We start from the raw sequence: 25198 nt of genomic DNA, 5'->3' as shown, positions 1-25198 counted from the left end.
CCCTGTCCGGCCGTGTCGCGCGGCGGGTGGCCGCGGGGCCGGGATCCAGGGGGCCGCGGAGCCCTCTGGTACCTCGGCTAGGCCAACCCGCGCCGCGCGACGGCCGGCACCCGGTGCCCCGCGATCGCCGCCACCATGTCCAGCACCTGCCGCGTCTCGGCGACCTCGTGCACCCGGTACACCTGCGCCCCGAGCCACGCGGACACGGCCGTCGTCGCCAGCGTGCCGACCAGCCGCTCCTTCACGGGCCGGTCCAGGGTCTCCCCGACGAAGTCCTTGTTGGACAGGGACACCAGCACCGGCCAGCCCGTGGCGACCATCTCGTCGAGCCGCCGTGTCGCCTCCAGGCTGTGCCGCGTGCTCTTGCCGAAGTCGTGCCCGGGGTCGATCATGATCGACTCCCGCGGCACGCCCAGGGACAGCGCCCGCTCGGCCAGTCCGACCGTCACCTCCAGGATGTCGGCCATGACGTCGTTGTACTCGATCCGGTGCGGCCGGGTCCGCGGCTCGGCGCCCCCGGCGTGCGTGCACACGAGCCCGGCCCCGTAGCGCGCCGCGACCTCCGCGAGCCCCGGGTCGACCCCGCCCCACGCGTCGTTGAGCAGGTCGGCCCCGGCCTCGCACACGGCCTCGCCGACCTCCGCCCGCCAGGTGTCCACGCTGATGATCACGTCCGGGAACCGGCGCCGCACCTCCGCGACGAACCCGACCGTGCGCCGGGCCTCCTCCTCGGCCGTGACCTCCTCGCCCGGCCCGGCCTTGACTCCGCCGATGTCGATGATCGCGGCCCCTTCGGCCACCGCCCGCTCCACGCGCGCCAGGGCCGGCTCGTCGCGGAAGGTGGCGCCCTGGTCGTAGAAGGAGTCCGGGGTCCGGTTCACGATCGCCATGATCACCGGCTCGTGCGGCCCGAATTCCCGCCTGCCCAGCCTGAGCATCCCCTGTGACCTCTCCTGGTACGTCCGTCTTCCGCCGCCTGCGACCCTAACGGTCCCGGTCGCATGGCACGATCGGAGCCTGACAACATCCGACTCGGAGCACGTGACCGGCTCCGAACCGTCCGACCGTGGGGGCCCCGCGATGGTTATGTTCCTGTTCCTGGTCGTCGCGCTCGCCGTCGTGATCGGCGCGGTGACCCTCGCGGTGCTGGGCGGCGGGGAGAACGGCCCGCTGCCCGAGGCCGCCCCGGAGCGGCTGCGGGACCCGCTGCCCCCGGACCGGCCGGTCAGCCGGGCCGACGTGGAGGACCTCCGCTTCCCGCTCGCCGCCCGCGGCTACCGGATGGCCGACGTCGACGACGCCCTCAGCCGCCTGGGCGCCGAGCTCGCCGAGCGCGACGCCCGGATCGCCGACCTGGAGTCGGCCCTCGCGGGCGCCCGCGCGACCTCCTCCCACGGCCCGGCGCACGGGTCCGCCGAGCACCAGGTGTCCATGGACAAGCCCGCCCCGCGGCAGGAGGACCGGCCGTGAGCGACGGCGCCGCCCTCGCGGGCCCGGACGGCGCACTGCGCTGCCCGTGGGCCCTGTCCGCCCCGGAGTACGTGGCGTACCACGACGAGGAGTGGGGCCGTGCCGTCCACGGCGACGACGCGCTGTTCGAACGGCTCAGCCTGGAGGCGTTCCAGTCCGGTCTGTCCTGGATCACGATCCTGCGCCGCCGCCCGGGCTTCCGCGCCGCCTTCGCCGACTTCAGGATCGCCGCGGTGGCTGCCTTCACCGACGAGGACCGTGAGCGGCTCCTGGCCGACGCCGGCATCATCCGCAACCGGGCCAAGATCGACGCGACCCTCGCCAACGCGCGGGCCCTCGCCGAGTGGTCCCCGGGCGAGCTGGACGCCCTGATCTGGTCCCACGCCCCGGACCCGGACGGCCGCCCGGTCCCGAAGACCCTCGCGGACGTCCCGCCCGTCACCCCGGAGTCGACCGCCCTGTCCAAGGCCCTCAAGAAGCGCGGCCTGCGCTTCGTGGGCCCGACGACGGCGTACGCGCTGATGCAGGCGTGCGGCCTGGTCGACGATCACCTGGCGGCATGCGTGGCGAGAGGCGCCCCCTCGCGGGCGAGGGGAACCGCGTAGGCAACCCCCTAGCACCCGCGGCCCCCCCCGACGCCGCGCCCGCACCCGGGTCACCGTCCCAGATACTTCGGCCTCTCCTTGTTGACGAAGGCCTGCACCGCGATCGCGTGGTCCTCGGAGGACCCGGCCTTGGTCTGCAGCTCGTCCTCCTTCTCCAGCGTCTCCTCCAGCGAGTGCGTCAGGGCGAAGGCCATCGACTCCTTCAGCGCCGCGTACGCCACCGTCGGACCGTCGGCCAGGGCCCGCGCCACCTTCTCGGCCTCCGCCCGCAGCTCTCCGGGCGGCACCAGCCGGTTCGCGACACCGAGCTCGTACGCCTCCTGCGCGCTGATGTTGCGCGGGAAGAGCAGCAGGTCGGCGGCGCGGCCGGGGCCCACGACCCTGGGCAGCGTCCAGGAGATCCCGGAGTCCGCGGTCAGCGCGACCCCGGCGAACGACGTGTTGAAGGCCGCCGTGTCCGCCACGATCCGGTAGTCCGCCGCGAGCGCGAAGCCGAAGCCCGCCCCCGCCGCCACTCCGTTCACCGCGGCGACGACCGGCTTCGCCGCCCCGGCCAGCGCCCGCACGATCGGGTTGTAGTGCTCCCGCACCGTGCTCATGGTCTGGCCCGAGCCGGTCTCACGGTCTTGCGTCAGCAGCCCGATGTGCTCCTTCAGGTCCTGCCCCACGCAGAACGCCCGGTCGCCGGCGGCGGTCAGCAGCACCGCCCGCACCGCGGCGTCGCCCGCCGCGGACTCGACCGCCTCCCGCAGGGCGACCTTGGTCGCCACGTTCAGCGCGTTCATCGCCTCCGGGCGGTTCAGCGTGATCGTCGCGAGTCCGTCGGTCACCTCGTAGAGCACGGTGTCGGCCATGGCGTATCCCCTCCGCGTCGCGGCTCGGGGACGTACCGGCGGGTACGTCCCGTTCTGCAGGACAGCATGACGGAGATCACCGGCGGTGAACCGGAGCGGACGTGTGACCTGCGTCAAAGAATTCTCGTCCGGATCCGTTCCGCAAACGTGTGTGCGGGGGCGGAGTATCGCAGTCTCATCGCCGAATTGAGTGGTTTTGCTCGCGTGCGTTGCCCAAGCGATGCCGACCGATGTTGGTCATCGGGTCCTGAGATGCGGGATAATGGCTGGGAAGCAATGTGTTCGATGCCGGTGACGCGTGTCCTGCCACAAGGAACCGCACGTGTGCCCTTCTCAGGGCCGTCGGCTTTGACTGAGCTGGGTTTCAGGAAGGGGTACGAGCATGGCGGCCATGAAGCCGCGGACGGGTGATGGCCCGCTCGAGGTGACCAAGGAGGGGCGGGGCATCGTCATGCGCGTTCCGCTCGAAGGCGGCGGTCGGCTCGTCGTCGAGCTGACCCCGGACGAGGCCGACGCCCTGGGCGACGCCCTCAAGAAGGTCGTCGGCTGACGCGCAAGCGACCATACCCTTTCAGCTGCCCCGGCATCACATGAGGTGCCGGGGCGGCTGTTTTCTCACCGGCGACCCGCGCCTGCCCCGGTTCACGCCCGGCTGACGTGCCGACGGGCTACCGCTTCACCGCGCACAGCAGACCGTCGCCCACCGGCAGCAGGGACGTCACCAGCTCCTGGCTCTCGCGCACCGCGCGCAGCAGCTCCCGCAGCCGCAGCACCTCGGTGGGCTGCGGACCGGAATCCACCGTCCGGCCGTTGGCGAAGGCGCCCTCGAAGACGACGAGCCCGCCGGGACGCAGCAGACGCAACGATTCAGCGAGGTAGTCCATGACCTCCAGCCGGTCGCCGTCGCAGAAGACCAGGTCGTACCCCGCGTCCGCGAGGCGGGGCAGCACGTCCAGGGCGCGGCCCGGGATGAAGCGCGCCCGGTTGCTGGCGAAGCCGGAGGCGCGGAAGGCCTGGCGGGCGAACTGCTGGTGCTCCGGCTCGGGGTCCACGGTCGTCAGGACCCCGTCGGGCCGCATGCCGTGCAGCAGGTGGATCCCGGAGACGCCGCAGCCGGTGCCGATCTCCGCGACGGCCTTCGCGTCGACGGAGGCGGCCAGCAACCGCAGCGCGGCGCCCGTGCCGGGCGACACCGAGCGCAGCCCTGCCTCGCGGGCCCGGTCACGGGCCCAGTGCAGTGCTTCGTCCTCGGCGACATAGGCGTCGGCGAACGCCCAGCTCGTCTGCCGGTTGCCGGTAATGACCCTCTCCTGTCCCCGTGAATGCCTGGGCGTGACTGTATCCGTTGGGCTCGGGAACCCGCAGATGGGACCGGTCGTTTAAAGGGATGAGCGAGCGGCGAGGGCCGGGACGGGGGGCGGGCGGTGGATCGGGACGGCGAGCAAGTGCCGACGCAGCAGTACGAGGGGTATCAGCCCAGATCAAATTCTCGTAAAACCGCTTATCCGGTCCTAACGGGCGAGGTGGCTATGGTAGGGGCTCCACTGGACACCACCAGAGCTGACAGGGGAGGTGCGGCCGCACCCGGGGATCGGGGAGGAGTGCTGCGGCGCTTCCTCGGATCGGCGGGCAGGCCGACATCTGTGAACGACACCGCTGACCACAGCCACGCCGCTGGCTCCGCCCAGACCGCGACCTTCACCACCGACGCGGACGGGCAGGCGTGGACTCCGCCCACGTGGGAGGAGATCGTCAGCACGCACAGCGGCCGGGTCTACCGGCTCGCCTACCGTCTCACCGGCAACCAGCACGACGCGGAGGACCTCACGCAGGAGGTCTTCGTCCGCGTCTTCCGCTCCCTGTCGACGTACACGCCGGGCACCTTCGAGGGCTGGCTGCACCGCATCACCACCAACCTCTTCCTGGACATGGTCCGCCGCAAGCAGCGCATCCGCTTCGACGCGCTCGGCGAGGACGCGGCCGAGCGGCTGCCCAGCAAGGAGCCCACCCCCCAGCAGGTCTTCAACGACGCGCACTTCGACGCGGACGTCCAGCAGGCCCTCGACACCCTCGCCCCCGAGTTCCGCGCCGCGGTCGTCCTGTGCGACATCGAAGGACTGTCGTACGAGGAGATCGCCGCGACCCTCGGCGTCAAGCTCGGCACGGTCCGCTCGCGGATCCACCGCGGCCGTTCCCAGCTGCGCAAGGCCCTCGCGCACCGCTCCCCGGAGGCGCGCGCCGAGCGCCGCTCCTTCGTGCCCCGTGTCCCCGCCCTGGGAGGAGGGGGCGCGAGCGCGTGAGCGGATCACGACCCAAGGCTTCCGAGGGGCACCTCGCAGAGCAGCACCTGGGAGACCGCCTCTCCGCCCTGGTGGACGGAGAGCTCGGTCATGACGCGCGCGAGCGCGTACTGGCGCACGTGGCCACCTGCCCGAAGTGCAAGGCGGAGGTGGACGCCCAGCGCCGGCTGAAGAACGTCTTCGCGGAGGCGGCACCCCCGCCCCCGTCCGAGAGTTTCCTGGCCCGCCTGCAGGGACTACCCGCGGGCGGCGGCCCGGACGGTGACCTGCCGCCGGGCGGGGCGGGGCTGCCCGGCGGGCGGTTCGGCTCGTCCGGGGCGTTCCCGACGAAGCGCGACGAGCGGTTCGAGTTCGGGTACGCCCCGTCCCGGCCGCACCTGGGGGCCCTGCCGCCCTCCGCGGGAAGAGCACTCGCGGCGGGTGAGCGCGGGCTCCCCTCCGGCCCTGACGGCCTGCCCGCGGGCGGCCGGGGCTTCCGTATCCACGACGTCGGCCGGTCCGAGCCGGACCGCTCCTCCTCGCGGCTGCGGTTCGCCTTCGTCGCCGCCGGGGCGGTGTCCCTCGCGGCGATCGCGCTGGGCGGGGTCACCGCGGGCACGCCGACCGACACGGAGGCCCGCGGCGGCTCGGGCACGGGCAGCAACGTCACGCCGATGCGCACGCAGGGCACCGGTGCCGCGACCGCTCCCGAGTCCCAGCGCCGCCGCGGCGCGGGACCGCTGCTCGGACAGTTGCACGGGCAGAACCTGCTCGGCCGCACCCCGGCCGCCCCGACCGAGGTGTCCGCACCGCTGCTCCCGGGCGTACCGGCGCCCTCCGCCCGGCACGGTGCCGTGCACGCGCTGACCGCGCCGGTGGTGGCCGGTGCCGCCGCCATGTCCCCGCTGATACGCCCGTTGCAGGCGGCCCCGCCGGCCGCCCTGACGTCCTGGTCGGCGCTCCCCGAGATCACGGCGCCCCTGCTCGCCGTGCCGCTGCCGGACGCCGGTTCGTCCCCCTCGGCCCCCACGTCCTCGCGCACCGCCCGTTGACGGGCCTCTGCGCACCGGCGCGCGAACCTGATTGAATCCGGGGGTGGTGTCCCCGGCCGAGGAGTGCCGGGGCGCCGATTCGACGAACTGCGGCCACAGCTGACGAGCCGTGCCGCGGCTGTGCTGTGGGGAGAGCATGAACGAGGGGAAGCCCACGAAGGCGAAGTGGTGGAGTCGTCCACGGCCGCAGGATCCCGCGGGGGCGGAGCCGGCGGCGGACGAGGCGCGGGGCCCGGACACGGACGCCGAGGGAGACTTCGAGCTGGCGCGGCCCCTGGCCCGGCGTGACGAGGACGCGGGCGACTACGAACTACGCCGCCCGGACGCCCCGACGACGAACCGGGACGCACCCGACGGGACGCCCGAGCACTCCCCGGAGACGGCTCCGGCTGGTGCGGGGACCCCGGGCGGCAGCCCCGGCGTGCCCGCGCAGGACGCCCCCAAGCCTCTGCACGACCCCGACCCCTACAGCACCCCGCCCTACGGCGAACCGGGCCCCTGGGCGCCCGCGCCGCCCGTCCAGCACCCGGCGGCGACACCGGCCCACGGCGTGGCGACACCGGCGGCGGACGTCCCCGTGTCCGGTGCCCCGGCGTCCGCCCCGTACGGGCCGCCCGCCGGCGGCCAGGCGCACGCTCCGTACGGGCCGTCCGGCGGCGGCCCTGCGCAGGCAGTGGTCCCGGCGCAGGTGCAGCCGCAGAACCCCGCTGGCCCGGCCGGTCACGCCGAGGCCCCGGTGCCGGCTCCCGTGCCCGACCCCTGGCGGCGCTACGACCCCTGGGCGGCGCCCGCGCCCCTGCAGCAGACCGGGGCGCCGATCCCGAGCACCGAGCAGCGGCGCAGGCGGGGCAGGAGGACGCTGCTGCTCGGGGCCCTGGTGCTGGCGCTCGTGTCCGGCGGCATCGGCGGCCTCGTGGGGACGTACCTGGAGCGCAACGGCGGCGTCGGGACCCTGGAGTTGCCCCAGGCCGGGAAGGAAGCCGCGAGCCGGGACGCCGACAGTGTCGCCGGGATCGCCGGACGGGCCCTGCCCAGCGTGGTGACGCTGCATGTGAGCGGCTCCGGCGAGCAGGGCACCGGCACCGGCTTCGTGCTCGACACCCGCGGACACATCCTCACCAACAACCACGTCGTACGGCCCGCCGGGACCAGCGGCGAGATCACCGTCACCTTCAACGGCGGGGAGACCGCCGAGGCCGAGCTCGTCGGCCGGGACAGCGGCTACGACCTGGCCGTGGTGAAGGTGAAGGGCGTCAGCGGCCTCACCCCGCTGCCCCTCGGCAATTCGGACAACGTGCAGGTCGGCGACCCGGTCGTGGCCATCGGCGCGCCCTTCGACCTGGCCGGCACGGTCACCTCCGGCATCATCAGCGCCAAGCAGCGGCCCATCACGGCCGGCGGCGAGAAGGGTGACGGCAGCGACGTGTCGTACGTCGACGCGCTGCAGACCGACGCGCCCATCAACCCCGGCAACTCCGGCGGTCCCCTGCTCGACTCCAAGGCCCGGGTCATCGGCATCAACTCGGCCATCCGCTCGGCGGACAGCGGCTCCGACCTGGACAGCGGCCAGTCGGGGTCGATAGGCCTCGGGTTCGCCATACCCATCAACCAGGGCAAGCGCGTCGCCGAGGAGCTGATCAACACCGGGAAGGCGACCCACCCGGTCATCGGCATCACGCTGGACATGGACTACACCGGCGACGGCGCCCGCGTCGACACGGAGGGCAGCGAGGGCGGACCGCCGGTCACCGCGGGCGGCCCGGGGGCCAGGGCCGGCATCAAGGCGGGCGACGTCATCACGGAGGTCGACGGGCGGCGGATCCACTCCGGCGAGGAGCTGATCGTCAAGACCCGGGCGCACCGGCCCGGCGACCGGCTGGAGCTGACCGTGGAGCGCGGCGGCAAGGAGCGGACGGTCTCGCTCGTGCTCGGCTCGTCCGGCGGCTGAGGCACATGGGGCCGGGCATGCGCGCAGACGTCGCGACCAGGGTGATTCGGGATCGATCAGGCGAACAACCGGGAAAGCGCTCCCACCTCCCGTACGCAGAGGTCTCGGGACGGTACCGGTCGGACAGGATCGCCGGGTACCGTGGAGCCGGCCCGGACCACGGCAAGACCCGCACCGACCACCGAGGGCCGAGGACCGAGGACATCGCAAGGAGCTTCAGGTGTTCAATGACATAGGACCGCTCGAGCTGGTGACGCTCATCATCCTTGCCGTGCTCGTCTTCGGTCCGGACAAGCTCCCCAAGGTCATCCAGGACGTGTCGCGCACGATCCGGAAGATCCGCGAGTTCTCGGAGAGCGCGAAGAACGACATCCGCGAGGAACTGGGCCCGGAGTTCAAGGACTTCGAGTTCGAGGATCTCAACCCCAAGACGTTCATCCGCAAGCAGCTGGACAACGAGGACCTGGGGCTCAAGGAGATCCGCAACGGCTTCGACCTGAAGAAGGAGATGGCCGAGGTCACCGACGCCGTTCACGCCCGTGAGGCCGACGCGTCCTCCGCGTCGCCGTCCGGTTCGTCCGGTGGCCGTATCGACATGACGAAGAAGCCCGAGACGCCCGGCCGGGACGACCGTCCGCCCTTCGACGCGGACGCCACCTGAGCGACCGCGCCGGGGCGCGACGCCCCGGCGCGCGTGACGCGTTTCATACTCCGGTCGGGCTGTGTACGGCCTGAACGAGGCGCCCGTGCGGCCCACGCGCCGGGCGCTTTCCCTGCTGCTCGCGGCGGTGTGGCTATGCTGCCGAGTTGTTGTGCGGACCGGACGAGTACGCCCGAAGGGGGGCGGGCCGTCCGGTTCGACGAGAGCGAGGAGGGCTCGGGCACATGGAGACGACGAGTGGGGCAGTCGCGCAGGCGCCGGCCGCGGAGGGCGGACAGCAGCTCCCCTCCGCCCGGCGTACGGTCGACGGCTACCTGCGCGCGCCCTTCCCGTGGTACGGCCTCGACGAGGCCTTCACGGGGCCGCGCTGGCTGATGCAGGTCGGCACGACGGCCGACGGGGCCGTCGAACACGGGTCGATCGGGCACGGCGACGAGCCCACGGTGCGCAACGAGCATGCCGCCGGGGGCGATCTGGATGCCAAGGAGAAGTTCGCGGTCGTGGTGACCGTGGCGGCGAACCCCTCACGGCGCACCGCCGACGGCACGGGGCTGCTGGAGGCGACGTCCGTGTCGTCCGCGGCGTGGCTCGCCGGTGTGGGGCTGCTGTCCTTCACGTGGCCGGGGCAGATGGACCACTCGCTGCGGGACGACTGGCTGGAGCAGCAGACCGAGACGGCCTGGGTGCTCGCCGACGATCTCGACGGGCCGGACTGGTCCACGCTGTCGCTGCCCGTGGACGGGATGCCGACGGCGTTCCACTACCGGGAGTCGGAGTTCGGCTGGGTGCTGGCCGGGTCCACGGCGGCCGGGGTCCACGTCGGGGCGTACGGCAGGGGCATGAGCGCGTACGGGCTCGGCTTCGCCGTGGTGAAGGACATCGCCGCGTACGAGTGAGTTCCCTGGGGCGCCGGGTTTTCGGCGCCCCTTCGCCGTGGGCCGTTTCCGGACTAGAACTTGTTCCGCGGGGTGATGCCCAGGGACAGGCCCGACAGGCCCCGCTGGCGGCCGCCGAGCTTGCCGGCGATCGCGCGCAGGGCCGAGCCGGCCGGGGAGTCCGGGTCCGTCAGGACGACCGGCTTGCCCTCGTCGCCGCCCTCGCGCAGGCGGACGTCGATGGGGATGTTGCCCAGGACCGGGACGTTCGCGCCGGTCGTGCGGGTCAGGCCGTCGGCGACGAGCTGGCCGCCGCCCGTGCCGAAGACGTCGACCATCTCGCCGCAGTGCGGGCAGGGCAGGCCGGACATGTTCTCGACCACGCCGACGATCTTCTGGTGGGTCTGGACGGCGATGGAACCCGCCCGCTCGGCGACCTCGGCCGCCGCCTGCTGCGGGGTCGTCACGACCAGGATCTCCGCGTTCGGCACCAGCTGGGCGACGGAGATCGCGATGTCGCCGGTGCCGGGCGGCAGGTCCAGCAGCAGGACGTCCAGGTCGCCCCAGTACACGTCCGCGAGGAACTGCTGCAGGGCACGGTGGAGCATCGGGCCGCGCCAGACGACTGGGGCGTTGCCCGGGGTGAACATGCCGATGGAGATGACCTTCACGCCGTTCGCCGACGGCGGCATGATCATGTTCTCGACCTGGGTGGGACGGCCGTCGGCGCCCAGCATGCGCGGCACGGAGTGGCCGTAGATGTCGGCGTCCACGACACCCACCTTGAGGCCGTCGGCCGCCATCGCCGCGGCCAGGTTGACCGTCACCGAGGACTTGCCGACGCCGCCCTTGCCGGAGGCGACCGCGTAGACGCGGGTGAGGTTGCCCGGCTTGGCGAAGGGCACCTCGCGCTCGGTCTGGCCGCCGCGCAGGGCGGACGCCAGCTCGCGGCGCTGCTCGTCGCTCATCACGTCCAGCGTGACGTCGACGCGGGTGACGCCCTCGACGCGGGAGACCGCCTCGGTCACGCGCTGCGTGATCGTGTCCCGCATGGGGCAGCCCGAGACCGTCAGGTACACGGTGACCGCGACCGCCCCGTCCGCGCCGATCTCCACGGATTTGACCATCCCCAGTTCGGTGATGGGCTTGTGGATCTCGGGGTCGTTCACCGTCGCCAGTGCCTCGCGCACCGCGTCTTCCGTAGCCATAAGGACGATGGTACGGCGCCGTACCGGGGCGTAGGGAAGGCCGTCAGCGGTCGTCTGCGTCACGTCCCCCCGACCGTTCCGCCGGGAATACGACCGTGTCGTGACGGTGGCCGTTCTGCCGTTCCTCCAGCTCCTTGATCATGTCCTGGAGCTCGGAGCGGATCCAGTCGCGGGTGGCGACCTCGCCCAGGCCGATGCGCAGGGCGGCGACCTCGCGGGTCAGGTACTCGGTGTCGGCGATCGACCGCTCGTTCTGCTTGCGGTCCTGCTCCAGGTTGACCCGGTCGCGGTCGTCCTGCCGGTTCTGCGCGAGCAGGATCAGCGGGGCGGCGTAGGAGGCCTGCAGCGACAGCATCAGGGTCAGGAAGATGAACGGGTACTCGTCGAAGCGCAGGTCGCGCGGGGCGAGGGTGTTCCACGCCACCCACAGGATGATGGCGGCCGTCATCCAGACCAGGAAGCGCCCGGTGCCGAGGAAGCGCGCGATGCGTTCCGACAGCCGCCCGAAGGCATCCGGGTCGTACTCCGGCAGGAACCGGCGCCGGGGCACGCCCGGCTGGTCCAGCCGGGCGGTGCGCGGCCGGGAGGCGGCCGTGGCGCCGGCCGGCGTGCGCTCGCGGGAGCTCTCGCGCTCAGGAACCATCGGTGGCCACCTCCTCCTCGTCCAGGTGGAACTCCGTCTCCCGCCAGTCGTCCGGGAGCATGTGGTCGAGGACGTCGTCCACGGTCACCGCGCCCAGCAGCGACCCGGCCTCGTCCACGACCGGCGCCGCGACCATGTCGTACGTGGCGAAGAAGCCCGCGATGGCCGGCAGGTCGGCCTCCGGGTCCAGCGGCTGCAGATCGCTGTCCACGATCGAGCTGACCAGCGACGGTGGTGGCTCCCGCAGCAGGCGCTGGAAGTGGACCGTGCCGAGGTACTTGCCGGTCGGGGTCTCGTCGGGCGGTCGGCAGACGTAGACCTGGGCGGCGAGGGCGGGGGAGAGATCGGGGTTGCGGACGCGGGCGAGGGCGTCGGCGACGGTGGCGTCCGGGCGCAGCACGATCGGCTCGGTGGTCATCAGACCGCCCGCCGTGCGCTCCTCGTACGACATCAGGCGCCGCATGTCGGCCGCGTCGCCCGGCTGCATCAGGCTCAGCAGCCGCTCCTGCTCGTCCGTCGGCAGCTCGCCCAGCAGGTCGGCCGCGTCGTCCGGGTCCATGGCCTCCAGGACGTCGGCGGCGCGCTCCTCCTTCAGCTTGCCGAGGATCTCGATCTGGTCGTCCTCCGGCAGCTCCTCCAGGACGTCGGCCAGCCGGTCGTCGTCCAGGGCGGCGGCGACCTCGGCGCGGCGTTTGGGGGAGAGGTGGTGCAGGACGTTGGCCAGGTCGGCCGGGCGCAGCTGCTCGAACGTGGCGAGCAGGTTCTCGGCGCCCTGCCCCTGCTCCTCCAGGGAGAAGCCCGTGACGGCGGTCCACTCGACGGTCAGTGCCTCGCCCTTGGCGCGCCGGAACGCGCCGCCCTTCCTGCCCTTGCGGACGAAGATCCGGTCGATCTCCCACTCCCGGCGCGCCGGGAGCTGATGCACCGACAGGTCGAGGACGGTGACCTCCTCGCCGGTCTCCGTGAGCGTCACGCGCCGGTCCAGCAGCTCCCCGAAGACCAGCCGCTCGGTGGGCCGCTGCTCGAAGCGCCGCACGTTGAGCACGCCGGTGGTGATGACCTGGCCGGACTGGATGGCCGTGACCCGGGTCATGGGCAGGAAGATGCGGCGGCGGGTGGCCAGTTCGACGACGAGGCCGAGCAGCCTCGGCGGCCGCTGTCCCACCCGCAGCATGACGACGAGATCGCGGACGCGGCCCACCTGATCACCGGCGGGGTCGAAGACGGCGACACCGGAGAGGTGCGAGACGAAGATCCGGGGGGCGCCCGCTGCCATGGCCGCGGCTCCTTTTCGTACGGGGTGGTTCCTGATGCCTGTGGGACGGCTTGACGTCGTGCCTGTCTTTGTAGCTGTCTCTTCCGAATTGCCCGCTCGGATGGGCTTCAGGCTAGCCCGTCCCGATCGGGACCGCGTCGGCGGGCGGTCCGGACGGACTGGCTCCGACCTGCCCGCACGTCCCCGGTACCCTGCGGTACGCCGTTCAGGTCTTTCGTCAGAGAGGCAGCCCCACCTGTGACTCCGATTCGCCAGAGCCGTAGCCGCGGTGCCGCACTCGCCCTCGCGACGTGCGCGCTGCTCGTGACGGGAACGGTGCTCACGGGCTGCGCGGAGGAGGATCCGAACGAGGGCACCAACGGGGTGGGGAGACTGCCCGCCGCCAAGATCCAGAGCAAGACCCGCGCGGCCGCCGGGTCCGCCGGAGCGGTCCGGGTGCACGGCAACGTCGTCAGCGGCGGACGGACCTACGCGCTCGACATGCGGCTGAAGGACGACGGCGGCGACGGCTCGGTCACCACCAAGGGCACGACCTTCAAGCTGCTGCGCGTCGGCGAGGAGCTCTTCGTCAAGGCGGATGCGGACTTCTGGAGTCATGGCGGTGGCCAGGGCGAGGGCGAGGCGGACGCGGCGGCGGCCTCCAAGCTCGGCGGCAAGTTCGTGAAGGTGCCGCAGGGCGACCCCTCGTACAAGAAGTTCAGCGGTTTCACGGACAAGGCTCTCCTCCTCGACGGTCTGCTGACCCTGCACGGCACGCTCGCGACGGACGGGCACGGCGAGCAGGCGGGGGTGCGCACCATCCGCATCACCGGCGACAAGGGCTCCGGCGGCACCCTGGAGGTATCCCTGGAGGGCAAGCCGTATCCCCTGCGTCTGGTGCGGGCGGGCGGGGCGGGCACGCTCACGTTCTCCGCCTGGGGTGAGGACTTCGCCCTCAGGGAGCCGGAGAAGAACGAGACGGTCGACTACGGCAAGCAGCTGCCGGCGTCGTAGGCCGCCCCCCGGGCCCTCAGGCCCGTTTGCGCTTCTTCTTCAGCAGCAGGCGGGGCAGGCCCGCCGGGACCGGACGGCGGGTGGTCGCCGGGGACGGCAGCGGCGGCTCGGACAGGGAGCCGTCGGGCAGCGGCGCCGTCGCCCCGGTGGGTTCCAGGCGCAGCACCCGGCACTCGCGGGCCCAGCGGTCGGTCATGGCCTCGCCGTCGGGCGCGTTCAGCCGCTTGCCCTTGAGTTCGCCGACCGCCGCCGCCCAGGCCTCGGAGCCCGGCGCGAGCTGCACGGTCCGCGCCGACCAGGAGACCAGCCGGCCTCCCTTGTCCTTGCTGCGGACGGTCACCCGGGCCTCGGCCCCGTCGGTCAGCCCCGGCAGCGGCTGCTCGCCGGGCCCGTCGCCGACCAGGCACGCCGCACCCTCGTGCCACACGTGCCAGAGCGCGCGCGCCGGGCCCTCGGGGCCCTGGACCCAGATGAGGCCGGACTTCTTCGTGGCCTCCTCGACGAGGGCCTGGTCGAGCAGCTCGCGTGTCATGGGCGCCAGCCTATCCACGCCGCTCACAGCCAGCCGTTCCGCTTCAGCGTGCGGTGGATGCCCAGGCAGATGACCACCGTGACGCCCATGATCGCCGGGTAGCCGTACCGCCAGTGCAGCTCCGGCATGTGGTCGAAGTTCATGCCGTACACCCCGCACACCATCGTCGGCACGGCGATGATCGCGGCCCAGGAGGTGATCTTCCGCATGTCCTCGTTCTGCGCCACGGACGCCTGCGCGAGGTTGGCCTGGAGGATGGAGTTGAGCAGCTCGTCGAAGCCGAGGACCTGCTCCTGGACCCGGGCCAGGTGGTCGGCGACGTCCCGGAAGTACTTCTGGATGTCGGGGTCGATCAGCCGCATCGGCCGCTCGCTCAGCAGCTGCATGGGCCGCATCAGCGGGGACACGGCCCGCTTGAACTCCAGCACCTCACGCTTGAGTTGGTAGATCCGGCCGGCGTCCGAACCGCGCGGCGAGCCCTTGCGGCCGGGGGAGAAGACGTCGGTCTCGACCTCGTCGATGTCGTCCTGCACCGCGTCGGCGACCGCGATGTAGCCGTCCACCACGTGGTCGGCGATGGCGTGCAGCACGGCCGACGGGCCCTTGGCCAGCAGCTCGGGGTCGTCCTGCAGCCGGTGGCGCAGGGTCCGCAGCGAGCCCTTGCCGCCGTGCCGGACGGTGATGAAGAAGTCCCGGCCGGTGAAGCACATGACCTCGCCGGACTCCACGACCTCGCTGTTGGCGTCGAGCCGGTCGTGCTCCACGTAGTGGATGGTCTTGAACACGGTGAACAGCGAGTCGTCGTAGCGCTCCAGCTTGGGCCGCTGGTGGGCCTGCACGGCGTCCTCCACGGCCAGCGGGTGCAGCCCGAACTCGCTCGCGATACCGGCGAATTCCGCCTCGGTCGGCTCGTGGAGGCCGATCCACACGAAGCCCCCGTCGCGGCGCGCCACGCGCACCGCCTCCTGCGGGGTCAGGGGGGTGTCGGTCGGGACGCGGCGGCCGTCGCGGTAGACGGCGCAGTCCACGACGGCGGAGGTCGCCGCGGGGCTGCGGGTGGCGTCGTACGGGCCGCCGTCCTTGCGCAGCGACACGCGGGACGGACGGACGACGGCGCGCAGGTCGCGGATCATCGACATGGCGGGCTCCTTCGCGACAGGCAACGAAAAGGCGCCGACCCGACAGGTGGAACTACCCGGAATGAGGACGTTGGGGCTCAGGATGTTTGGCACGTCCACAAAGCGGGGAGCACCGCACCGTCGCGGTGGCGAGTCTCGTCACTGATTCAGCTACTGAGGCAGATCAGGCAAAGCGAAACGAAGCGCTCTTCCGCGTGGAGCGAGTGCGAGAGGTGGCGACCAGCCAGGGCCAGAACAGCTACGTCAGCGGCGGGAAGAGCGTGGTGCTACTGCACGGTCGACTTCGATCCATTGCAGTCCCACCTCCTCCGGCCGGTCCCTCGTAAGGGAGTTCCTTCGGCGTCGGGGCTTGATCGCGACGCTTCTGCGTGCTGCCCCGAACCACCGGGCAAGAGTAGCAGCCGCCCGACGTGTCAAGGCGCTTGTTTGCCCGCTACCGACGAGTTCTATGCTCGCCGCATGGCAGATGTTCTTCCTCTGGTCGAGGCCCGGTTGCGTACGGCACTGGGCGAACCGGACGCGCGCGCGGCCGTCACCTTCCTGGGCACGGACCGCGTCGAGGTGCTCCGCTTCCAGGAGGGCGACATCGTCCGCTACGCCACGCTCGGCATGTCCGCGCACCCCATGGCGGACCCGACGGCGGTGGTCGCCGACCCCGTGAAGGGCCCCCGCGCGGAGCTGGTCCTGTCGGTTCGTGGCGGCCTCGCCGACACGGACAAGGTGCTCAGGCCGCTCGCCGTGCTGGCCGCGTCGCCGCAGGTGGAGGGGTTGGTCGTGGCGCCTGGAGCCTCCCTCGACGTGGGTGAGCCGCTGTGGCCCGGCGCCGCCTTCACCTCGGTCCTGGTCGCGGAGCCGGGCGGCCTGATCGAGGACCTGGAGCTCGACGAGCCCCTCGATCCCGTGCGCTTCCTGCCGTTGCTGCCGATGACACCGAACGAGGCCGCCTGGAAGCGCGTGCACGGCGCGCAGGCGCTGCAGGAGCGGTGGCTGAACCAGGGGACGGACCTGCGGGATCCGTCCCGCAGGTCCGTCCCGCTGGAGTGAGCAAGCTCACCAACCCCGGTCCGGATAGCGTCAGTTGGCGAAGACGGTGACCCCGTCCTCGGTCGCGTGCCGGGGCCGGAGCTCCTCGGCCTCGTGGGCGAGCGCCTTCCGCCGGACGACGACCACGAGCGCGCCCACCACCGCGGTGACGGCCGCCACCACGAACGGGACGTGGGCGTCGGTCCACTCCTCGATCTTCGGCGCGAAGTACGGAGCTGCCGCCGCCGCGAACCAGCGGACGAAGTTGTACCCGGCGCTCGCCACCGGGCGGGGCGCGTCCGACACGCCGAGGGCCAGCTCGGTGTAGACGGTGTTGTTCACGCCGATGAAGGCACCGGACAGGATCGTGCACACGACGGCCGTGGTGTGGGAGCCGTAGCCGAGCACCAGCACGTCCGCCGCGAGCAGCACCAGCGAGCCGCCGAGCACCTTCAGCGAGCCGAAGCGCCGCTGCAGGCGGGGCGCCACGATCACGGAGAACACGGCGAGCAGCACGCCCCAGGCGAAGAACACCGCCCCCGACCGGTAGGGGCTCATGTCCAGGACGAACGGCGTGAAGGCCAGCACGGTGAAGAACGTGTAGTTGTAGAAGAACGCCGAGATCGCCGCGGAGGCGAGGCCGCCGTGGCCGAGGGCCTTGAGCGGGTCCAGCAGCGAGGTCCTGCGGGCCGGCTTCGGCTGCTCCTTCAGGAACACCGCGATGCACAGGAAGCCGACGGCCATCAGGAACGCCGTGCCGAAGAACGGGTAGCGCCAGCTGGCGTCGCCGAGCAGGGCGCCCAGCAGCGGGCCGCACGCCATGCCGAGGCCGAGGGCCGACTCGTAGAGCAGGATCGCCGCGGCGCTGCCGCCGGCCGCGGCGCCGACGATCACGGCGAGGGCGGTGGAGACGAAGAGCGCGTTGCCGAGACCCCAGCCCGCCCGGAACCCGACCAGTTCGCCGACCGACCCGGACGTGCCGGAGAGCCCGGCGAAGACCACCACGAACGCCAGGCCCAGCAGCAGGGTCTTGCGACCGCCGATACGGCTGGAGACGAACCCGGTCACCAGCATCGCGACGGCGGTGATCAGGAAGTACGAGGTGAAGAGCAGGGAGACCTGGCCGGCCGTGGCGTCCAGGCCCCGGGCGATGGACGGCAGGATCGGGTCGACGAGCCCGATGCCCATGAAGGCGACGACCGACGCCCCCGCGGTCGCCCACACGGACGTGGGCTGCTTCAGAAGGCCGCCCGCTCCGGCTTCGAAGGGGTCCATGCGTGCTCCCTTTCCCGAGACGAGATGGTTGGTGTATGCACACACTAAGTTAGCCAAGCTAATAAATGCAAGCTACATCTAGTCTGGGCGGTGAAGGGTTCCGTCCGGATGGGTGATCGTCCTTGACGCGGCGGGGCAGGGGTAGGACCGTGGGGCCCTATGAGGGGCGAACCCAGTTGCCCGAAGTGCGGTGGCCGGGTCAGGGCTCCCGGCCTCTTCTCCGACTCGTGGCAGTGCGATGTGCACGGCACCGTTCATCCGGTGCAGCCCGTGATACCGCCCAGCGTCGACGCCCTCAACGTCGTGGTGCACCGGACCCAGGTGCCCGTGTGGATGCCGTGGCCGCTGCCGGTCGGCTGGCTGTTCACGGGCGTGGCCTGCGCCGGGGACGACCGCACGGGCGGTCGCGCGACGGCCGTCGCCTGCACGGGCCCGGGGCCGCTCGGCGGGATGGGCGAGCTGATCCTCGTCGCCGAGGAGCTGGGCGTCGGGCTCGGGGCGCGCTACGCCGGCATGGACGGACCCGACCCCGGGCCGTACATGGACGTCGGGAAACCGGCCCAGGCGAAGGTGCTGGCCGCGGGGCGGCCGACGCCGCTGTGGCATGTCTCCGGGGCGCCGGGCGACCGGGCCGTGTTCGCCGGCGAGGCGCTGGGGCTGTGGCTGTGGGCCGTGGTCTGGCCGGAGCAGTCGGGGCTGCTGATGTACGACGAGCTCGTGCTGGCGGACCTGCGGGACGCCGGGGCCGAGGTCGAGCTGGTGCCCTGCGGCGCCCTGTCGCCGCGGCTGCTGGCGCCGTAGGGGGACGACTGTAGGGGGCGCTGGGCGGGTTCGGGTGTGACGGCGGGTGTCGAAGATGCGGTTATCCTTGAGCAGCCCTGTCCGTGTCGTCCCCGTCTGGAGTCCGTGTCGTGCGCATCGACCTGCACACCCACTCCACCGCCTCCGACGGTACGGACGCGCCGGCCGAGCTGGTGCGCAAGGCCGCGGCGGCCGGGCTCGACGTCGTGGCGCTCACCGATCACGACACCACCCGCGGGCACGCCGAGGCGATCGCCGCGCTGCCGCCCGGGCTGACGCTGGTCACCGGGGCCGAGCTCTCCTGCCGGCTCGACGGCACCAGCATGCACATGCTGGCCTACCTCTTCGACCCGGAGGAGCCGGCGCTGCTCGCCGAGCGGGAGCTGGTCCGGGACGACCGGGTGCCCCGGGCCCGGGGCATGGTCGCCAGGCTCCAGGAGCTGGGCGTGCCCGTGACCTGGGAGCAGGTGGCGCGGATCGCCGGTGAGGGGTCCGTCGGGCGCCCGCACGTGGCTAGCGCGCTCGTGGAGCTGGGTGTGGTGCCGACCGTGAACGACGCGTTCACGCAGGACTGGCTGGCCGACGGCGGCCGCGTCTTCGTCGAGAAGCACGAGACCGATCCGTTCGAGGCGATCCGGCTGATCAAGGGCGCGGGCGGAGTCGCCGTGTTCGCGCACCCCGCGGCCAGCAAGCGCGGACGGACCGTGCCGGAGGCCGCGATCGCGGAGATGGCCGCGGCCGGGCTGGACGGCATCGAGGTCGACCACATGGACCACGACGCGGAGACGCGGGCGCGGCTGCGCGGCCTGGCCGAGGAGCTCGGACTGCTCGTGACCGGGTCCTCGGACTACCACGGCAGCCGGAAGACCTGTGTGCTCGGGGAGTACACGACGGATCCCGAGGTGTACGGGGAGATCACGCGGCGGGCGTTCGGTGCGTTTCCCGTGCCGGGGGCCGGCGGAGCCGCCTGAGCCCTCTCCCGTTCCCGTTTCTCTGTCCGGCACGGGGCGCCGCTGTGCGCCGTGCCCGCCCGTTCCGCCGCGCGGACGCCTGCCCACGGCAGGGTCGGCGCCTCCCCCTCGACACGCGCAAGGCCATCACGCTCATGTTCGACCTCGCCGTCTTCGGCTCCCTCTTTCTCACCCTCTTCGTCATCATGGATCCCCCGGGGATCACGCCGATCTTCCTCGCCCTCACCGCCGGGCGGCCGGGGAAGGTGCAGAAGCGGATGGCCTTCCAGGCCGTCTGTGTCGCCGGCGGTGTGATCACCGTGTTCGGGCTGCTCGGCCACCAGATCCTGAACTACCTGCACGTCTCCGTGCCCGCGCTGATGATCGCGGGCGGGCTGCTGCTCCTGCTGATCGCGCTGGATCTGCTCACCGGGAAGACCGACGAGCCCAAGCAGACCAAGGACGTCAACGTGGCGCTGGTGCCGCTGGGCATGCCGCTGCTGGCCGGGCCGGGCGCCATCGTCTCGGTCATCCTCGCCGTGCAGAAGGCCCACACCGTCACCGCCCAGGTGTCCGTGTGGACGGCCATCCTCGCCATCCACGTCGTGCTGTGGCTGGTGATGCGCTACTCGCTGGTGATCATCCGGATCATCAAGGACGGCGGCGTGGTCCTCGTGACGCGCCTCGCGGGCATGATGCTGTCCGCGATCGCCGTGCAGCAGATCATCAACGGCGTCACGCAGGTCGTCCAGGGCGGCTGAGGTCAGCCGCGGCCGGTGAGGACCGAGCCGATCGGGCCCGCCGCGACCGCGTGGGAGAGGTACTCCTCGATCTTGTGCGCGCGGTCCCGGCCGTTGGGAACGGCCACCTGTGTGAGCTTGCCCCAGTGCTCGTCCTCCAGGGGACAGCCGATGGCCACCCCGTCGGTGGGGCACCAGACGTTGACCCAGTCGCGGACCCGGGGCGGGCGGTGCGGGCCACGGGCCAGGAGCCGTTCGTTGACGCCGTCCAGGCCGAGCGGGCTGCCCGCGGTGACCAGCAGCACCGGTTCCAGGCCCTCGGGCAGCCGGGTCAGCAGGTCCATGCCCACGACGGTGCCCAGGCTGTGCGTGACCAGCACGAGTTCGCCGTCCGTGGGCATCGTCTCCAGGACGCTGTCCAGTACGGCCTGCCGTACGGCACCGTCGCCGAGGTACAGGTCGACGTCCCGCAGGAACGTGGCGATGGTCCACTCGTCCAGGTCCGACCGGGCGGCGAGCCAGCTCAGCGGCCGGTGCAGGGCGCCGACCAGGCCCGCTCCGAAGCCCTCGGTGGTCGCCGGCCCGTCCTGCGGCATGCCGGCCCGGGCCGCCGCCTCGTGGATCAGCCGCTCGTAGGAGCCGGTGGGGGACTCGGCGGCGAAGACCTCGGCCGCAGCGGCGGCGCTGAGCCGGTCGAGGCCGATGGACTCGGCCGCGCTCTCCCGGCCGCTGACCAGGTCGTGCAGACGCGTGCCGTAGTACGGGAACCAGGCGTCCCGCGGGTCGAGCGGGGGCAGTGAGGCGAGGGTCAGGCCGCGGTTGAGGCCGGCCGTCCAGTTCAGGCGGAGGTCCACGGGCTCCTTGCGGTGCTGGTCCCTGCCGTGCAGGAAGACCAGGTGCTTGCGGCCGCCGAAGGCGGTGCTCCGGGCGCGCAGTCCGGTCCGGGTCTCCCGGACGGCCGTCCCGCTCTCCCGGACGCCCGTCCTCGGGGTCCCGGTGCCCGACCCCGGAAGCCGCGTGGGCTGCGCGTCGAGGGCCGGGGCGGCGGCCGCGCTCTGGTCCAGTCCGGAGTCCGGGCCCATCTCGGCCAGCAGGGCCCGGCGCCCGGGGTCGAGGTCCAGCCTGGCCAGGTGCTTCAGGACGGAGCTGATCCGGACGCCCTCGTTGGCGACCCAGTCGATCGCGTCGTCGCCGTCGCCGTGCCCCCAGGGCCTGCCGTCCCTGCGCAGGATGCGCCCCTGGTCGTCCTTCTTCGGCACCCCGCTGTGGTGCAGGGCCACGACCTCCCACTGGTCGTTGAAGACGGGGGAGCCCGAGTTCCCGGGCCGGGTGTCGGTCCGGTAGTGGACGAAGTCGTCGAGCCGTACGAGCACGGCGTTGTCGCGCAGCACGATCTCCTTCAGACGTCCGTCCGGGTGACCGATGATGTTGACCCGTTCGCCGAGGACCAGCTTGCCGATCTGCACGCTCAGCCGGTTCCAGCCGAAGATCTCACCCGGCGGGCGGCCGTCCTGGGCGGGGGCGACCGCCACGAGGGCGAAGTCGAGCCGCTGGTCCGCCGCGAAGAACGTCCCGGGGTCGAACTCCATGCGCACGACGGTGTCGGGCTGGTTGTCGACCGTGACCTGGGCGTTGAACTCCGCGAAGCACTGGCGCGGGAAGTCCTCGTCGGGCAGCACGTGGTGGTTGGTCAGCATCAGCCGCGGCGACACCAGGAAACCCGTGCCGTGCGGCAGTTCCCGGCCGTCGCGGCGCAGGGTGATCCGGGCGACCGTGGCCCCGGCCCTGACCCCGCGCGGCAGGAAGCTCCAGGCCTGCAGCTCGTTGGACAGGTCGATGATGCGCTCATTGGCGTCGGGCAGGTCCATGGCCTCGCGGTGGATGTCCGCCACCACCGCCGAGGGCGACAGACCGCCCCGGTCGAGGATCCGGTCCGCGCGCACGGCGAGCGCGTCCGGGGCGTCCGGGAAGCGCACCCCGGCCGCCATCCGGCTCTCCACCCGCTCGCGCTCCGGGGAGGACTCCTCGTACCGCCGCGCGGCCGCGGCCACCGCCTGCTCGTGCAGCTCCTCGTTCGACCGGCCCGTCACCGCCATGCGGCCCACCGTCCCGTTCTCGCTGTCGACCTGCCCCTCAGCCAGTACGCATCCGGCCCCGGCGGCCCGCAACAGCACAGCCCCCGCTCGGCCGATGCCGGGCGGGGGCTGTGCGGTGCGGGAGAGCGTGCGCGTTATGAGGCCGTGGTCTCGGCCGGGCGTATCCACAGGCGCTGCCCGATGGCGGCGGCCTGCTGCACGATGCGATTGACGGAGGCGGCGTCCACGACGGTCGTGTCCACAGGCGTGCCGTCCACGTCGTCGAGTCGCATGATTTCGAAGCGCAAGGGCTTCTCCCTTCGTCTGGTCATCCTCCTGAGGAGAACTACTTGAGTGGCGGCCCACCGGCTGCTGTGCGCGGTGTTCCGTATGGGTCAACAGAGGTGCACTCGTCAAACATTCCCTACGCTAAGGAAATTTTTCGAACGGCTAATTACTGAGTCGTAAGAGTGTCGTTACGGGACCGACCGGGACCGGTTGTGTTCGCAGCGTGACCGCCGGGACAATGGAGGCGATGAACGACGACCTCGCGGCCCTCAGTGCCCGCATCGACCGCACCAACGAGCTGCTCCAGCGCATGCTCGCCGAGGTGGCGAAGACGCCCTCGACCCACGCGATCTTCGTCGACGCGGGATATCTGTACGCGGCCGCGGGACGCCTGGTGGCCGGGACGGAGGACCGCCGCGCCTTCGACCTGGACGCCGAGGGCCTCATCGACGCGCTCATCGACCGGGCCCGCACGATCTTCGCCGACAGCCGGCTGCTGCGGGTCTACTGGTACGACGGCGCCAGGCGCCGCATCCACACGGCGGAACAGCAGACCATCGCGGAGCTGCCCGACGTGAAGGTGCGCCTCGGCAACCTCAACGCCAACAACCAGCAGAAGGGCGTCGACTCCCTCATCCGCACCGACCTGGAGTCCCTCGCCCGCCACCGTGCCATCAGCGACGCGGCCCTGCTCGGCGGCGACGAGGACCTGGTGTCCGCGGTGGAGGCCGCCCAGGGCTACGGCGCCCGTGTCCATCTGTGGGGCATCGAGGCGCCGGAGGGCCGCAACCAGGCCGAGCCGCTGCTGTGGGAGGTCGACAGCCAGCGCACCCTCGACCTCGACTTCTTCAAGCCGTACGTCTCCCGCCGCACGGCTCCCGTCCACGAGACGACCGCGGGGCGGCCCAGCCGCGAGGACGTGCGGTTCGTCGGCGCGCAGATCTCGGCGAAGTGGCTCGCGGCACGCGGCCGCGACTCCCTGGGCGAGCTGCTGCCCGGGCATCCGTATCTGCCGGGCTCGGTCGACCAGGATCTGCTCGTGGAGGCGGAGGGCCTGCTGCAGTACTCACTGCGCGGGCAGGCGGACCTGCGGCGCGCCCTGCGGGACGGCTTCTGGGACCACCTGCAGACGCAGTACTAGGAGCCGCCGGCCGTGCCGTCCCAGAAGTCGGCGAGGGCCCGGGCCGTCGGCAGGGGCCGGTCGGCGTTGGGGGAGTGCTCCGCCCCCGCGACGACCGTGCGGTGCGCGTCCAGCCGTACGGCCATGTCGTCGAGGACCGTCACCGGCCAGGTGTCGTCGCGCTCACCCGACAGGACGTGGAACGGCAGCGGCACCGTGGCGAGTTCGGCGACACGGTCCGGTTCGGTGCACAACTGGCGCCCCGTGGCCAGCAGTTGAGCGGGACTGTGGCCCAGCCAGCGACGGCGCAGCTGCTCCTGGTCGCCGAGGCCGCGGGCCGGTCCGCCGACCTCCTCCGGCGGTCCCATGGCCCGGATCGCCTCCCACACCTCCTCCATCGACAGCACGGCGAGCGCGTCCCTGAGCAGCTTCACCCGCTCCTGCTGGGAGACGGAGATCTCGGCCGGCCCGGACGACATCAGGGTGAACGACAGGAAGGGGGAGTGGTCGAGGAGCACGGCGGCACGGGCGATCTGCCCGCCGAGCGAGTGCCCGACGAGATGCACGGGCCCGCCCAGCGCCGCGGCCTGCGCGAGCACGTCCCGCGCCAGCTCCGGCTGGGCATAGGCGGATTCGTCGTCCGCGGGGCCGTCCGACTCGTGCTGTCCGCGACCGTCCACGGCCACGAGCCGGTATCCGCGCGCCGCGAGCGGCTCGTGCAGCAGCCGGAAGTCCTCCTTGCTCCCGGTGAACCCGGGCAGCATCAGGACGACCCCCCTGACCTCCGTCCCCGGCTCCGGCGACGAGTCGACGACGGCGAACTCGCCCCGGGCCGTGCGCAGCTGGTACGCGCGGGCGCCCGGGGGCGGAGGGAAGGCGGGGTGGCTGGTCACGGGGGTGAGGGTAGCGGGTGGGGAGCCGGTGGCGGCTGCGCGCCCGGGGGAACGCCGACGGCCCGGCCCCCTGTGCGGGGACCGGGCCGTCGAACGGGGGTGTGTCAGCCCTCCGTGGACTCCGCGGCGGCCGTGGCCTTGCGGGTACGGCGGACCCTGGGCTTGGCCTCCGCCACGCCGTCCGCGGCCTCTGCCTCGGCGGCCGCGGTCTTGCGGGTGCGGCGGGGCTTGGCCTCGGTGGCGTCGGGCTCCTGAGCGGCCTGGGCCGGGATGTCGGCGGCCTGGGCGGGCTCGGTGGGCTCGGCGGTCTTGCGGGTGCGGCGGCGCGGCTTGGCCTCCGTGCCCTCGGCGGTGTCGACGGCCGCTTCCGCCTTGGTGGCGGTGGCCTTGCGGGTGCGGCGCGGCTTGGTCTCGGCGACCTCCGCGTCGGCCTCCACGGCGGCGGTCTTGCGCGTCCGTCGCGGCTTGGCCTCCGTGGCCTCGGCCGTGTCGACCGCG

26 protein-coding genes and 1 pseudogene are annotated in these 25198 nt (G+C 72.5%); 14 read left to right on the top strand and 13 right to left on the bottom strand.

Features of this window, described 5'->3' with window-relative positions:
• Nucleotides 1-77: 77 nt before the first annotated feature.
• On the bottom strand, nucleotides 78-938 hold the full coding sequence (folP, locus tag ACIGAQ_RS16830) for a dihydropteroate synthase (RefSeq protein WP_399783439.1): 861 nt from the start codon (nucleotides 936-938) through the stop codon (nucleotides 78-80).
• Between the two features lie 142 nt (nucleotides 939-1080).
• Between folP and ACIGAQ_RS16825 the strand changes: the two genes are divergently transcribed.
• Both ACIGAQ_RS16825 and ACIGAQ_RS16820 read left to right on the top strand, forming a co-directional pair.
• Entirely contained in the window at nucleotides 1081-1470 is a 390-nt protein-coding gene (locus ACIGAQ_RS16825) for a DivIVA domain-containing protein (protein WP_399783436.1), read from the top strand.
• The gene (locus tag ACIGAQ_RS16820; protein ID WP_362278507.1) at nucleotides 1467-2075 is read left to right on the top strand and encodes a DNA-3-methyladenine glycosylase I; all 609 of its coding nucleotides are present in this window, start codon (nucleotides 1467-1469) and stop codon (nucleotides 2073-2075) included. The genes ACIGAQ_RS16825 and ACIGAQ_RS16820 overlap by 4 nt, the downstream gene beginning before the upstream one ends.
• A 50-nt stretch (nucleotides 2076-2125) precedes the next feature.
• On the opposite strand, the gene ACIGAQ_RS16815 is transcribed toward ACIGAQ_RS16820, so the two are convergent.
• The gene (locus ACIGAQ_RS16815) at nucleotides 2126-2929 is read right to left on the bottom strand and encodes an enoyl-CoA hydratase-related protein (RefSeq protein WP_311679623.1); all 804 of its coding nucleotides are present in this window, start codon (nucleotides 2927-2929) and stop codon (nucleotides 2126-2128) included.
• A gap of 382 nt (nucleotides 2930-3311) precedes the next feature.
• On the opposite strand from ACIGAQ_RS16815, the gene ACIGAQ_RS16810 reads away from it, so the two are divergent.
• Complete coding sequence (locus ACIGAQ_RS16810; protein ID WP_003966491.1) at nucleotides 3312-3479, top strand: DUF3117 domain-containing protein; 168 nt, start codon at nucleotides 3312-3314, stop codon at nucleotides 3477-3479.
• A gap of 118 nt (nucleotides 3480-3597) precedes the next feature.
• Here ACIGAQ_RS16810 and ACIGAQ_RS16805 read toward each other — a convergent pair whose 3' ends face one another.
• Nucleotides 3598-4296, bottom strand: coding sequence for an O-methyltransferase (locus ACIGAQ_RS16805; protein WP_306437589.1), 699 nt, complete (start codon nucleotides 4294-4296; stop codon nucleotides 3598-3600).
• Nucleotides 4297-4530: 234 nt separating this feature from the next.
• Here ACIGAQ_RS16805 and sigE point away from each other — a divergent pair, with 234 nt between their 5' ends.
• The 5 genes from sigE to ACIGAQ_RS16780 all read left to right on the top strand — a co-directional run bounded on the left by sigE (nucleotide 4531) and on the right by ACIGAQ_RS16780 (nucleotide 9765).
• Nucleotides 4531-5229 carry an RNA polymerase sigma factor SigE gene (gene sigE, locus ACIGAQ_RS16800; RefSeq protein ID WP_094057428.1) on the top strand — a complete coding sequence of 233 codons (699 nt, stop codon included), beginning with the start codon at nucleotides 4531-4533 and terminating at the stop codon, nucleotides 5227-5229.
• Entirely contained in the window at nucleotides 5226-6260 is a 1035-nt protein-coding gene (locus ACIGAQ_RS16795; protein WP_311679615.1) for a zf-HC2 domain-containing protein, read from the top strand. The genes sigE and ACIGAQ_RS16795 overlap by 4 nt, the downstream gene beginning before the upstream one ends.
• Before the next feature lie 136 nt (nucleotides 6261-6396).
• Entirely contained in the window at nucleotides 6397-8208 is a 1812-nt protein-coding gene (locus tag ACIGAQ_RS16790) for a trypsin-like peptidase domain-containing protein (RefSeq protein ID WP_399783431.1), read from the top strand.
• A gap of 220 nt (nucleotides 8209-8428) precedes the next feature.
• Nucleotides 8429-8869, top strand: a complete 441-nt coding sequence (locus ACIGAQ_RS16785) for a sec-independent translocase (protein ID WP_399783428.1) — start codon at nucleotides 8429-8431, stop codon at nucleotides 8867-8869.
• A gap of 224 nt (nucleotides 8870-9093) precedes the next feature.
• A complete protein-coding gene (locus ACIGAQ_RS16780) occupies nucleotides 9094-9765 on the top strand; it encodes a hypothetical protein (protein ID WP_399783426.1) in 672 nt (223 codons plus the stop codon).
• 53 nt (nucleotides 9766-9818) lie between these two features.
• Here ACIGAQ_RS16780 and ACIGAQ_RS16775 read toward each other — a convergent pair whose 3' ends face one another.
• From ACIGAQ_RS16775 to ACIGAQ_RS16765, 3 genes are read right to left on the bottom strand one after another with little or no spacing between them, the layout of a single operon-like run.
• Nucleotides 9819-10952, bottom strand: coding sequence for an Mrp/NBP35 family ATP-binding protein (locus ACIGAQ_RS16775; protein ID WP_311679607.1), 1134 nt, complete (start codon nucleotides 10950-10952; stop codon nucleotides 9819-9821).
• Nucleotides 10953-10995: 43 nt separating this feature from the next.
• Nucleotides 10996-11595: a DUF1003 domain-containing protein gene (locus ACIGAQ_RS16770; protein ID WP_311679605.1), complete on the bottom strand. Its 600-nt coding sequence runs from the start codon at nucleotides 11593-11595 to the stop codon at nucleotides 10996-10998.
• Nucleotides 11585-12871, bottom strand: coding sequence for a magnesium transporter MgtE N-terminal domain-containing protein (locus tag ACIGAQ_RS16765; protein ID WP_311679603.1), 1287 nt, complete (start codon nucleotides 12869-12871; stop codon nucleotides 11585-11587). The genes ACIGAQ_RS16770 and ACIGAQ_RS16765 overlap by 11 nt, the downstream gene beginning before the upstream one ends.
• A gap of 237 nt (nucleotides 12872-13108) precedes the next feature.
• On the opposite strand from ACIGAQ_RS16765, the gene ACIGAQ_RS16760 reads away from it, so the two are divergent.
• Nucleotides 13109-13864: a hypothetical protein gene (locus ACIGAQ_RS16760; RefSeq protein ID WP_362278515.1), complete on the top strand. Its 756-nt coding sequence runs from the start codon at nucleotides 13109-13111 to the stop codon at nucleotides 13862-13864.
• A 16-nt stretch (nucleotides 13865-13880) separates the two neighbouring features.
• Here the strand turns inward: ACIGAQ_RS16760 and ACIGAQ_RS16755 are convergent, their stop codons facing one another.
• Entirely contained in the window at nucleotides 13881-14396 is a 516-nt protein-coding gene (locus tag ACIGAQ_RS16755; protein ID WP_399783421.1) for a hypothetical protein, read from the bottom strand.
• 23 nt (nucleotides 14397-14419) lie between these two features.
• Complete coding sequence (locus ACIGAQ_RS16750; RefSeq protein WP_399783418.1) at nucleotides 14420-15535, bottom strand: magnesium and cobalt transport protein CorA; 1116 nt, start codon at nucleotides 15533-15535, stop codon at nucleotides 14420-14422.
• Nucleotides 15536-15994: 459 nt separating this feature from the next.
• On the opposite strand from ACIGAQ_RS16750, the gene ACIGAQ_RS16745 reads away from it, so the two are divergent.
• Nucleotides 15995-16579, top strand: a complete 585-nt coding sequence (locus ACIGAQ_RS16745; protein WP_311679595.1) for a suppressor of fused domain protein — start codon at nucleotides 15995-15997, stop codon at nucleotides 16577-16579.
• A 30-nt stretch (nucleotides 16580-16609) separates the two neighbouring features.
• Here the strand turns inward: ACIGAQ_RS16745 and ACIGAQ_RS16740 are convergent, their stop codons facing one another.
• The gene (locus ACIGAQ_RS16740) at nucleotides 16610-17833 is read right to left on the bottom strand and encodes an MFS transporter (protein ID WP_399783415.1); all 1224 of its coding nucleotides are present in this window, start codon (nucleotides 17831-17833) and stop codon (nucleotides 16610-16612) included.
• Between the two features lie 159 nt (nucleotides 17834-17992).
• On the opposite strand from ACIGAQ_RS16740, the gene ACIGAQ_RS16735 reads away from it, so the two are divergent.
• From ACIGAQ_RS16735 to ACIGAQ_RS16725, 3 genes are all read left to right on the top strand, one after another.
• Nucleotides 17993-18634: a DUF6758 family protein gene (locus ACIGAQ_RS16735; protein ID WP_311679591.1), complete on the top strand. Its 642-nt coding sequence runs from the start codon at nucleotides 17993-17995 to the stop codon at nucleotides 18632-18634.
• Between the two features lie 110 nt (nucleotides 18635-18744).
• On the top strand, nucleotides 18745-19605 hold the full coding sequence (locus ACIGAQ_RS16730; protein ID WP_311679589.1) for a PHP domain-containing protein: 861 nt from the start codon (nucleotides 18745-18747) through the stop codon (nucleotides 19603-19605).
• A gap of 134 nt (nucleotides 19606-19739) precedes the next feature.
• Nucleotides 19740-20345 carry a MarC family protein gene (locus ACIGAQ_RS16725; protein WP_311680482.1) on the top strand — a complete coding sequence of 202 codons (606 nt, stop codon included), beginning with the start codon at nucleotides 19740-19742 and terminating at the stop codon, nucleotides 20343-20345.
• A 2-nt stretch (nucleotides 20346-20347) separates the two neighbouring features.
• On the opposite strand, the gene ACIGAQ_RS16720 is transcribed toward ACIGAQ_RS16725, so the two are convergent.
• Together ACIGAQ_RS16720 and ACIGAQ_RS16715 are read right to left on the bottom strand one after the other, a co-directional pair.
• Nucleotides 20348-22420, bottom strand: coding sequence for a trypsin-like serine peptidase (locus ACIGAQ_RS16720; RefSeq protein ID WP_399783410.1), 2073 nt, complete (start codon nucleotides 22418-22420; stop codon nucleotides 20348-20350).
• 134 nt (nucleotides 22421-22554) lie between these two features.
• Entirely contained in the window at nucleotides 22555-22707 is a 153-nt protein-coding gene (locus tag ACIGAQ_RS16715) for a hypothetical protein (RefSeq protein ID WP_094057445.1), read from the bottom strand.
• Nucleotides 22708-22934: 227 nt separating this feature from the next.
• Here ACIGAQ_RS16715 and ACIGAQ_RS16710 point away from each other — a divergent pair, with 227 nt between their 5' ends.
• Nucleotides 22935-23828 (top strand): NYN domain-containing protein, encoded by an 894-nt coding sequence (locus tag ACIGAQ_RS16710; protein ID WP_311679584.1) that lies wholly within the window; start codon nucleotides 22935-22937, stop codon nucleotides 23826-23828.
• Here ACIGAQ_RS16710 and ACIGAQ_RS16705 read toward each other — a convergent pair.
• A complete protein-coding gene (locus ACIGAQ_RS16705) occupies nucleotides 23825-24700 on the bottom strand; it encodes an alpha/beta fold hydrolase (protein WP_399783405.1) in 876 nt (291 codons plus the stop codon). The two genes, ACIGAQ_RS16710 and ACIGAQ_RS16705, sit on opposite strands and share 4 nt — an antisense overlap.
• 104 nt (nucleotides 24701-24804) lie before the next feature.
• Nucleotides 24805-25198: pseudogene (locus ACIGAQ_RS16700) on the bottom strand (ATP-dependent helicase); the annotation flags it as partial.

Source organism: Streptomyces sp. NPDC085932 (assembly GCF_044540525.1).
GTDB classification, from domain to species: domain Bacteria; phylum Actinomycetota; class Actinomycetes; order Streptomycetales; family Streptomycetaceae; genus Streptomyces; species Streptomyces levis.
The sequence above is the reverse complement of the archived record's forward strand: the minus strand, read 5'-3'. Positions and strand labels throughout refer to the sequence as shown.

Coding starts and splice junctions, on each gene's coding strand:
- folP (WP_399783439.1), bottom strand. CDS start 938: ATGCTCAGGCTGGGCAGGCGGGAATTCGGGCCGCACGAGCCGGTGATC.
- ACIGAQ_RS16825 (WP_399783436.1), top strand. CDS start 1,081: ATGGTTATGTTCCTGTTCCTGGTCGTCGCGCTCGCCGTCGTGATCGGC.
- ACIGAQ_RS16815 (WP_311679623.1), bottom strand. CDS start 2,929: ATGGCCGACACCGTGCTCTACGAGGTGACCGACGGACTCGCGACGATC.
- ACIGAQ_RS16810 (WP_003966491.1), top strand. CDS start 3,312: ATGGCGGCCATGAAGCCGCGGACGGGTGATGGCCCGCTCGAGGTGACC.
- ACIGAQ_RS16790 (WP_399783431.1), top strand. CDS start 6,397: ATGAACGAGGGGAAGCCCACGAAGGCGAAGTGGTGGAGTCGTCCACGG.
- ACIGAQ_RS16780 (WP_399783426.1), top strand. CDS start 9,094: ATGGAGACGACGAGTGGGGCAGTCGCGCAGGCGCCGGCCGCGGAGGGC.
- ACIGAQ_RS16775 (WP_311679607.1), bottom strand. CDS start 10,952: ATGGCTACGGAAGACGCGGTGCGCGAGGCACTGGCGACGGTGAACGAC.
- ACIGAQ_RS16770 (WP_311679605.1), bottom strand. CDS start 11,595: ATGGTTCCTGAGCGCGAGAGCTCCCGCGAGCGCACGCCGGCCGGCGCC.
- ACIGAQ_RS16765 (WP_311679603.1), bottom strand. CDS start 12,871: ATGGCAGCGGGCGCCCCCCGGATCTTCGTCTCGCACCTCTCCGGTGTC.
- ACIGAQ_RS16755 (WP_399783421.1), bottom strand. CDS start 14,396: ATGACACGCGAGCTGCTCGACCAGGCCCTCGTCGAGGAGGCCACGAAG.
- ACIGAQ_RS16750 (WP_399783418.1), bottom strand. CDS start 15,535: ATGTCGATGATCCGCGACCTGCGCGCCGTCGTCCGTCCGTCCCGCGTG.
- ACIGAQ_RS16745 (WP_311679595.1), top strand. CDS start 15,995: ATGGCAGATGTTCTTCCTCTGGTCGAGGCCCGGTTGCGTACGGCACTG.
- ACIGAQ_RS16740 (WP_399783415.1), bottom strand. CDS start 17,833: ATGGACCCCTTCGAAGCCGGAGCGGGCGGCCTTCTGAAGCAGCCCACG.
- ACIGAQ_RS16735 (WP_311679591.1), top strand. CDS start 17,993: ATGAGGGGCGAACCCAGTTGCCCGAAGTGCGGTGGCCGGGTCAGGGCT.
- ACIGAQ_RS16725 (WP_311680482.1), top strand. CDS start 19,740: ATGTTCGACCTCGCCGTCTTCGGCTCCCTCTTTCTCACCCTCTTCGTC.
- ACIGAQ_RS16720 (WP_399783410.1), bottom strand. CDS start 22,420: ATGGCGGTGACGGGCCGGTCGAACGAGGAGCTGCACGAGCAGGCGGTG.
- ACIGAQ_RS16710 (WP_311679584.1), top strand. CDS start 22,935: ATGAACGACGACCTCGCGGCCCTCAGTGCCCGCATCGACCGCACCAAC.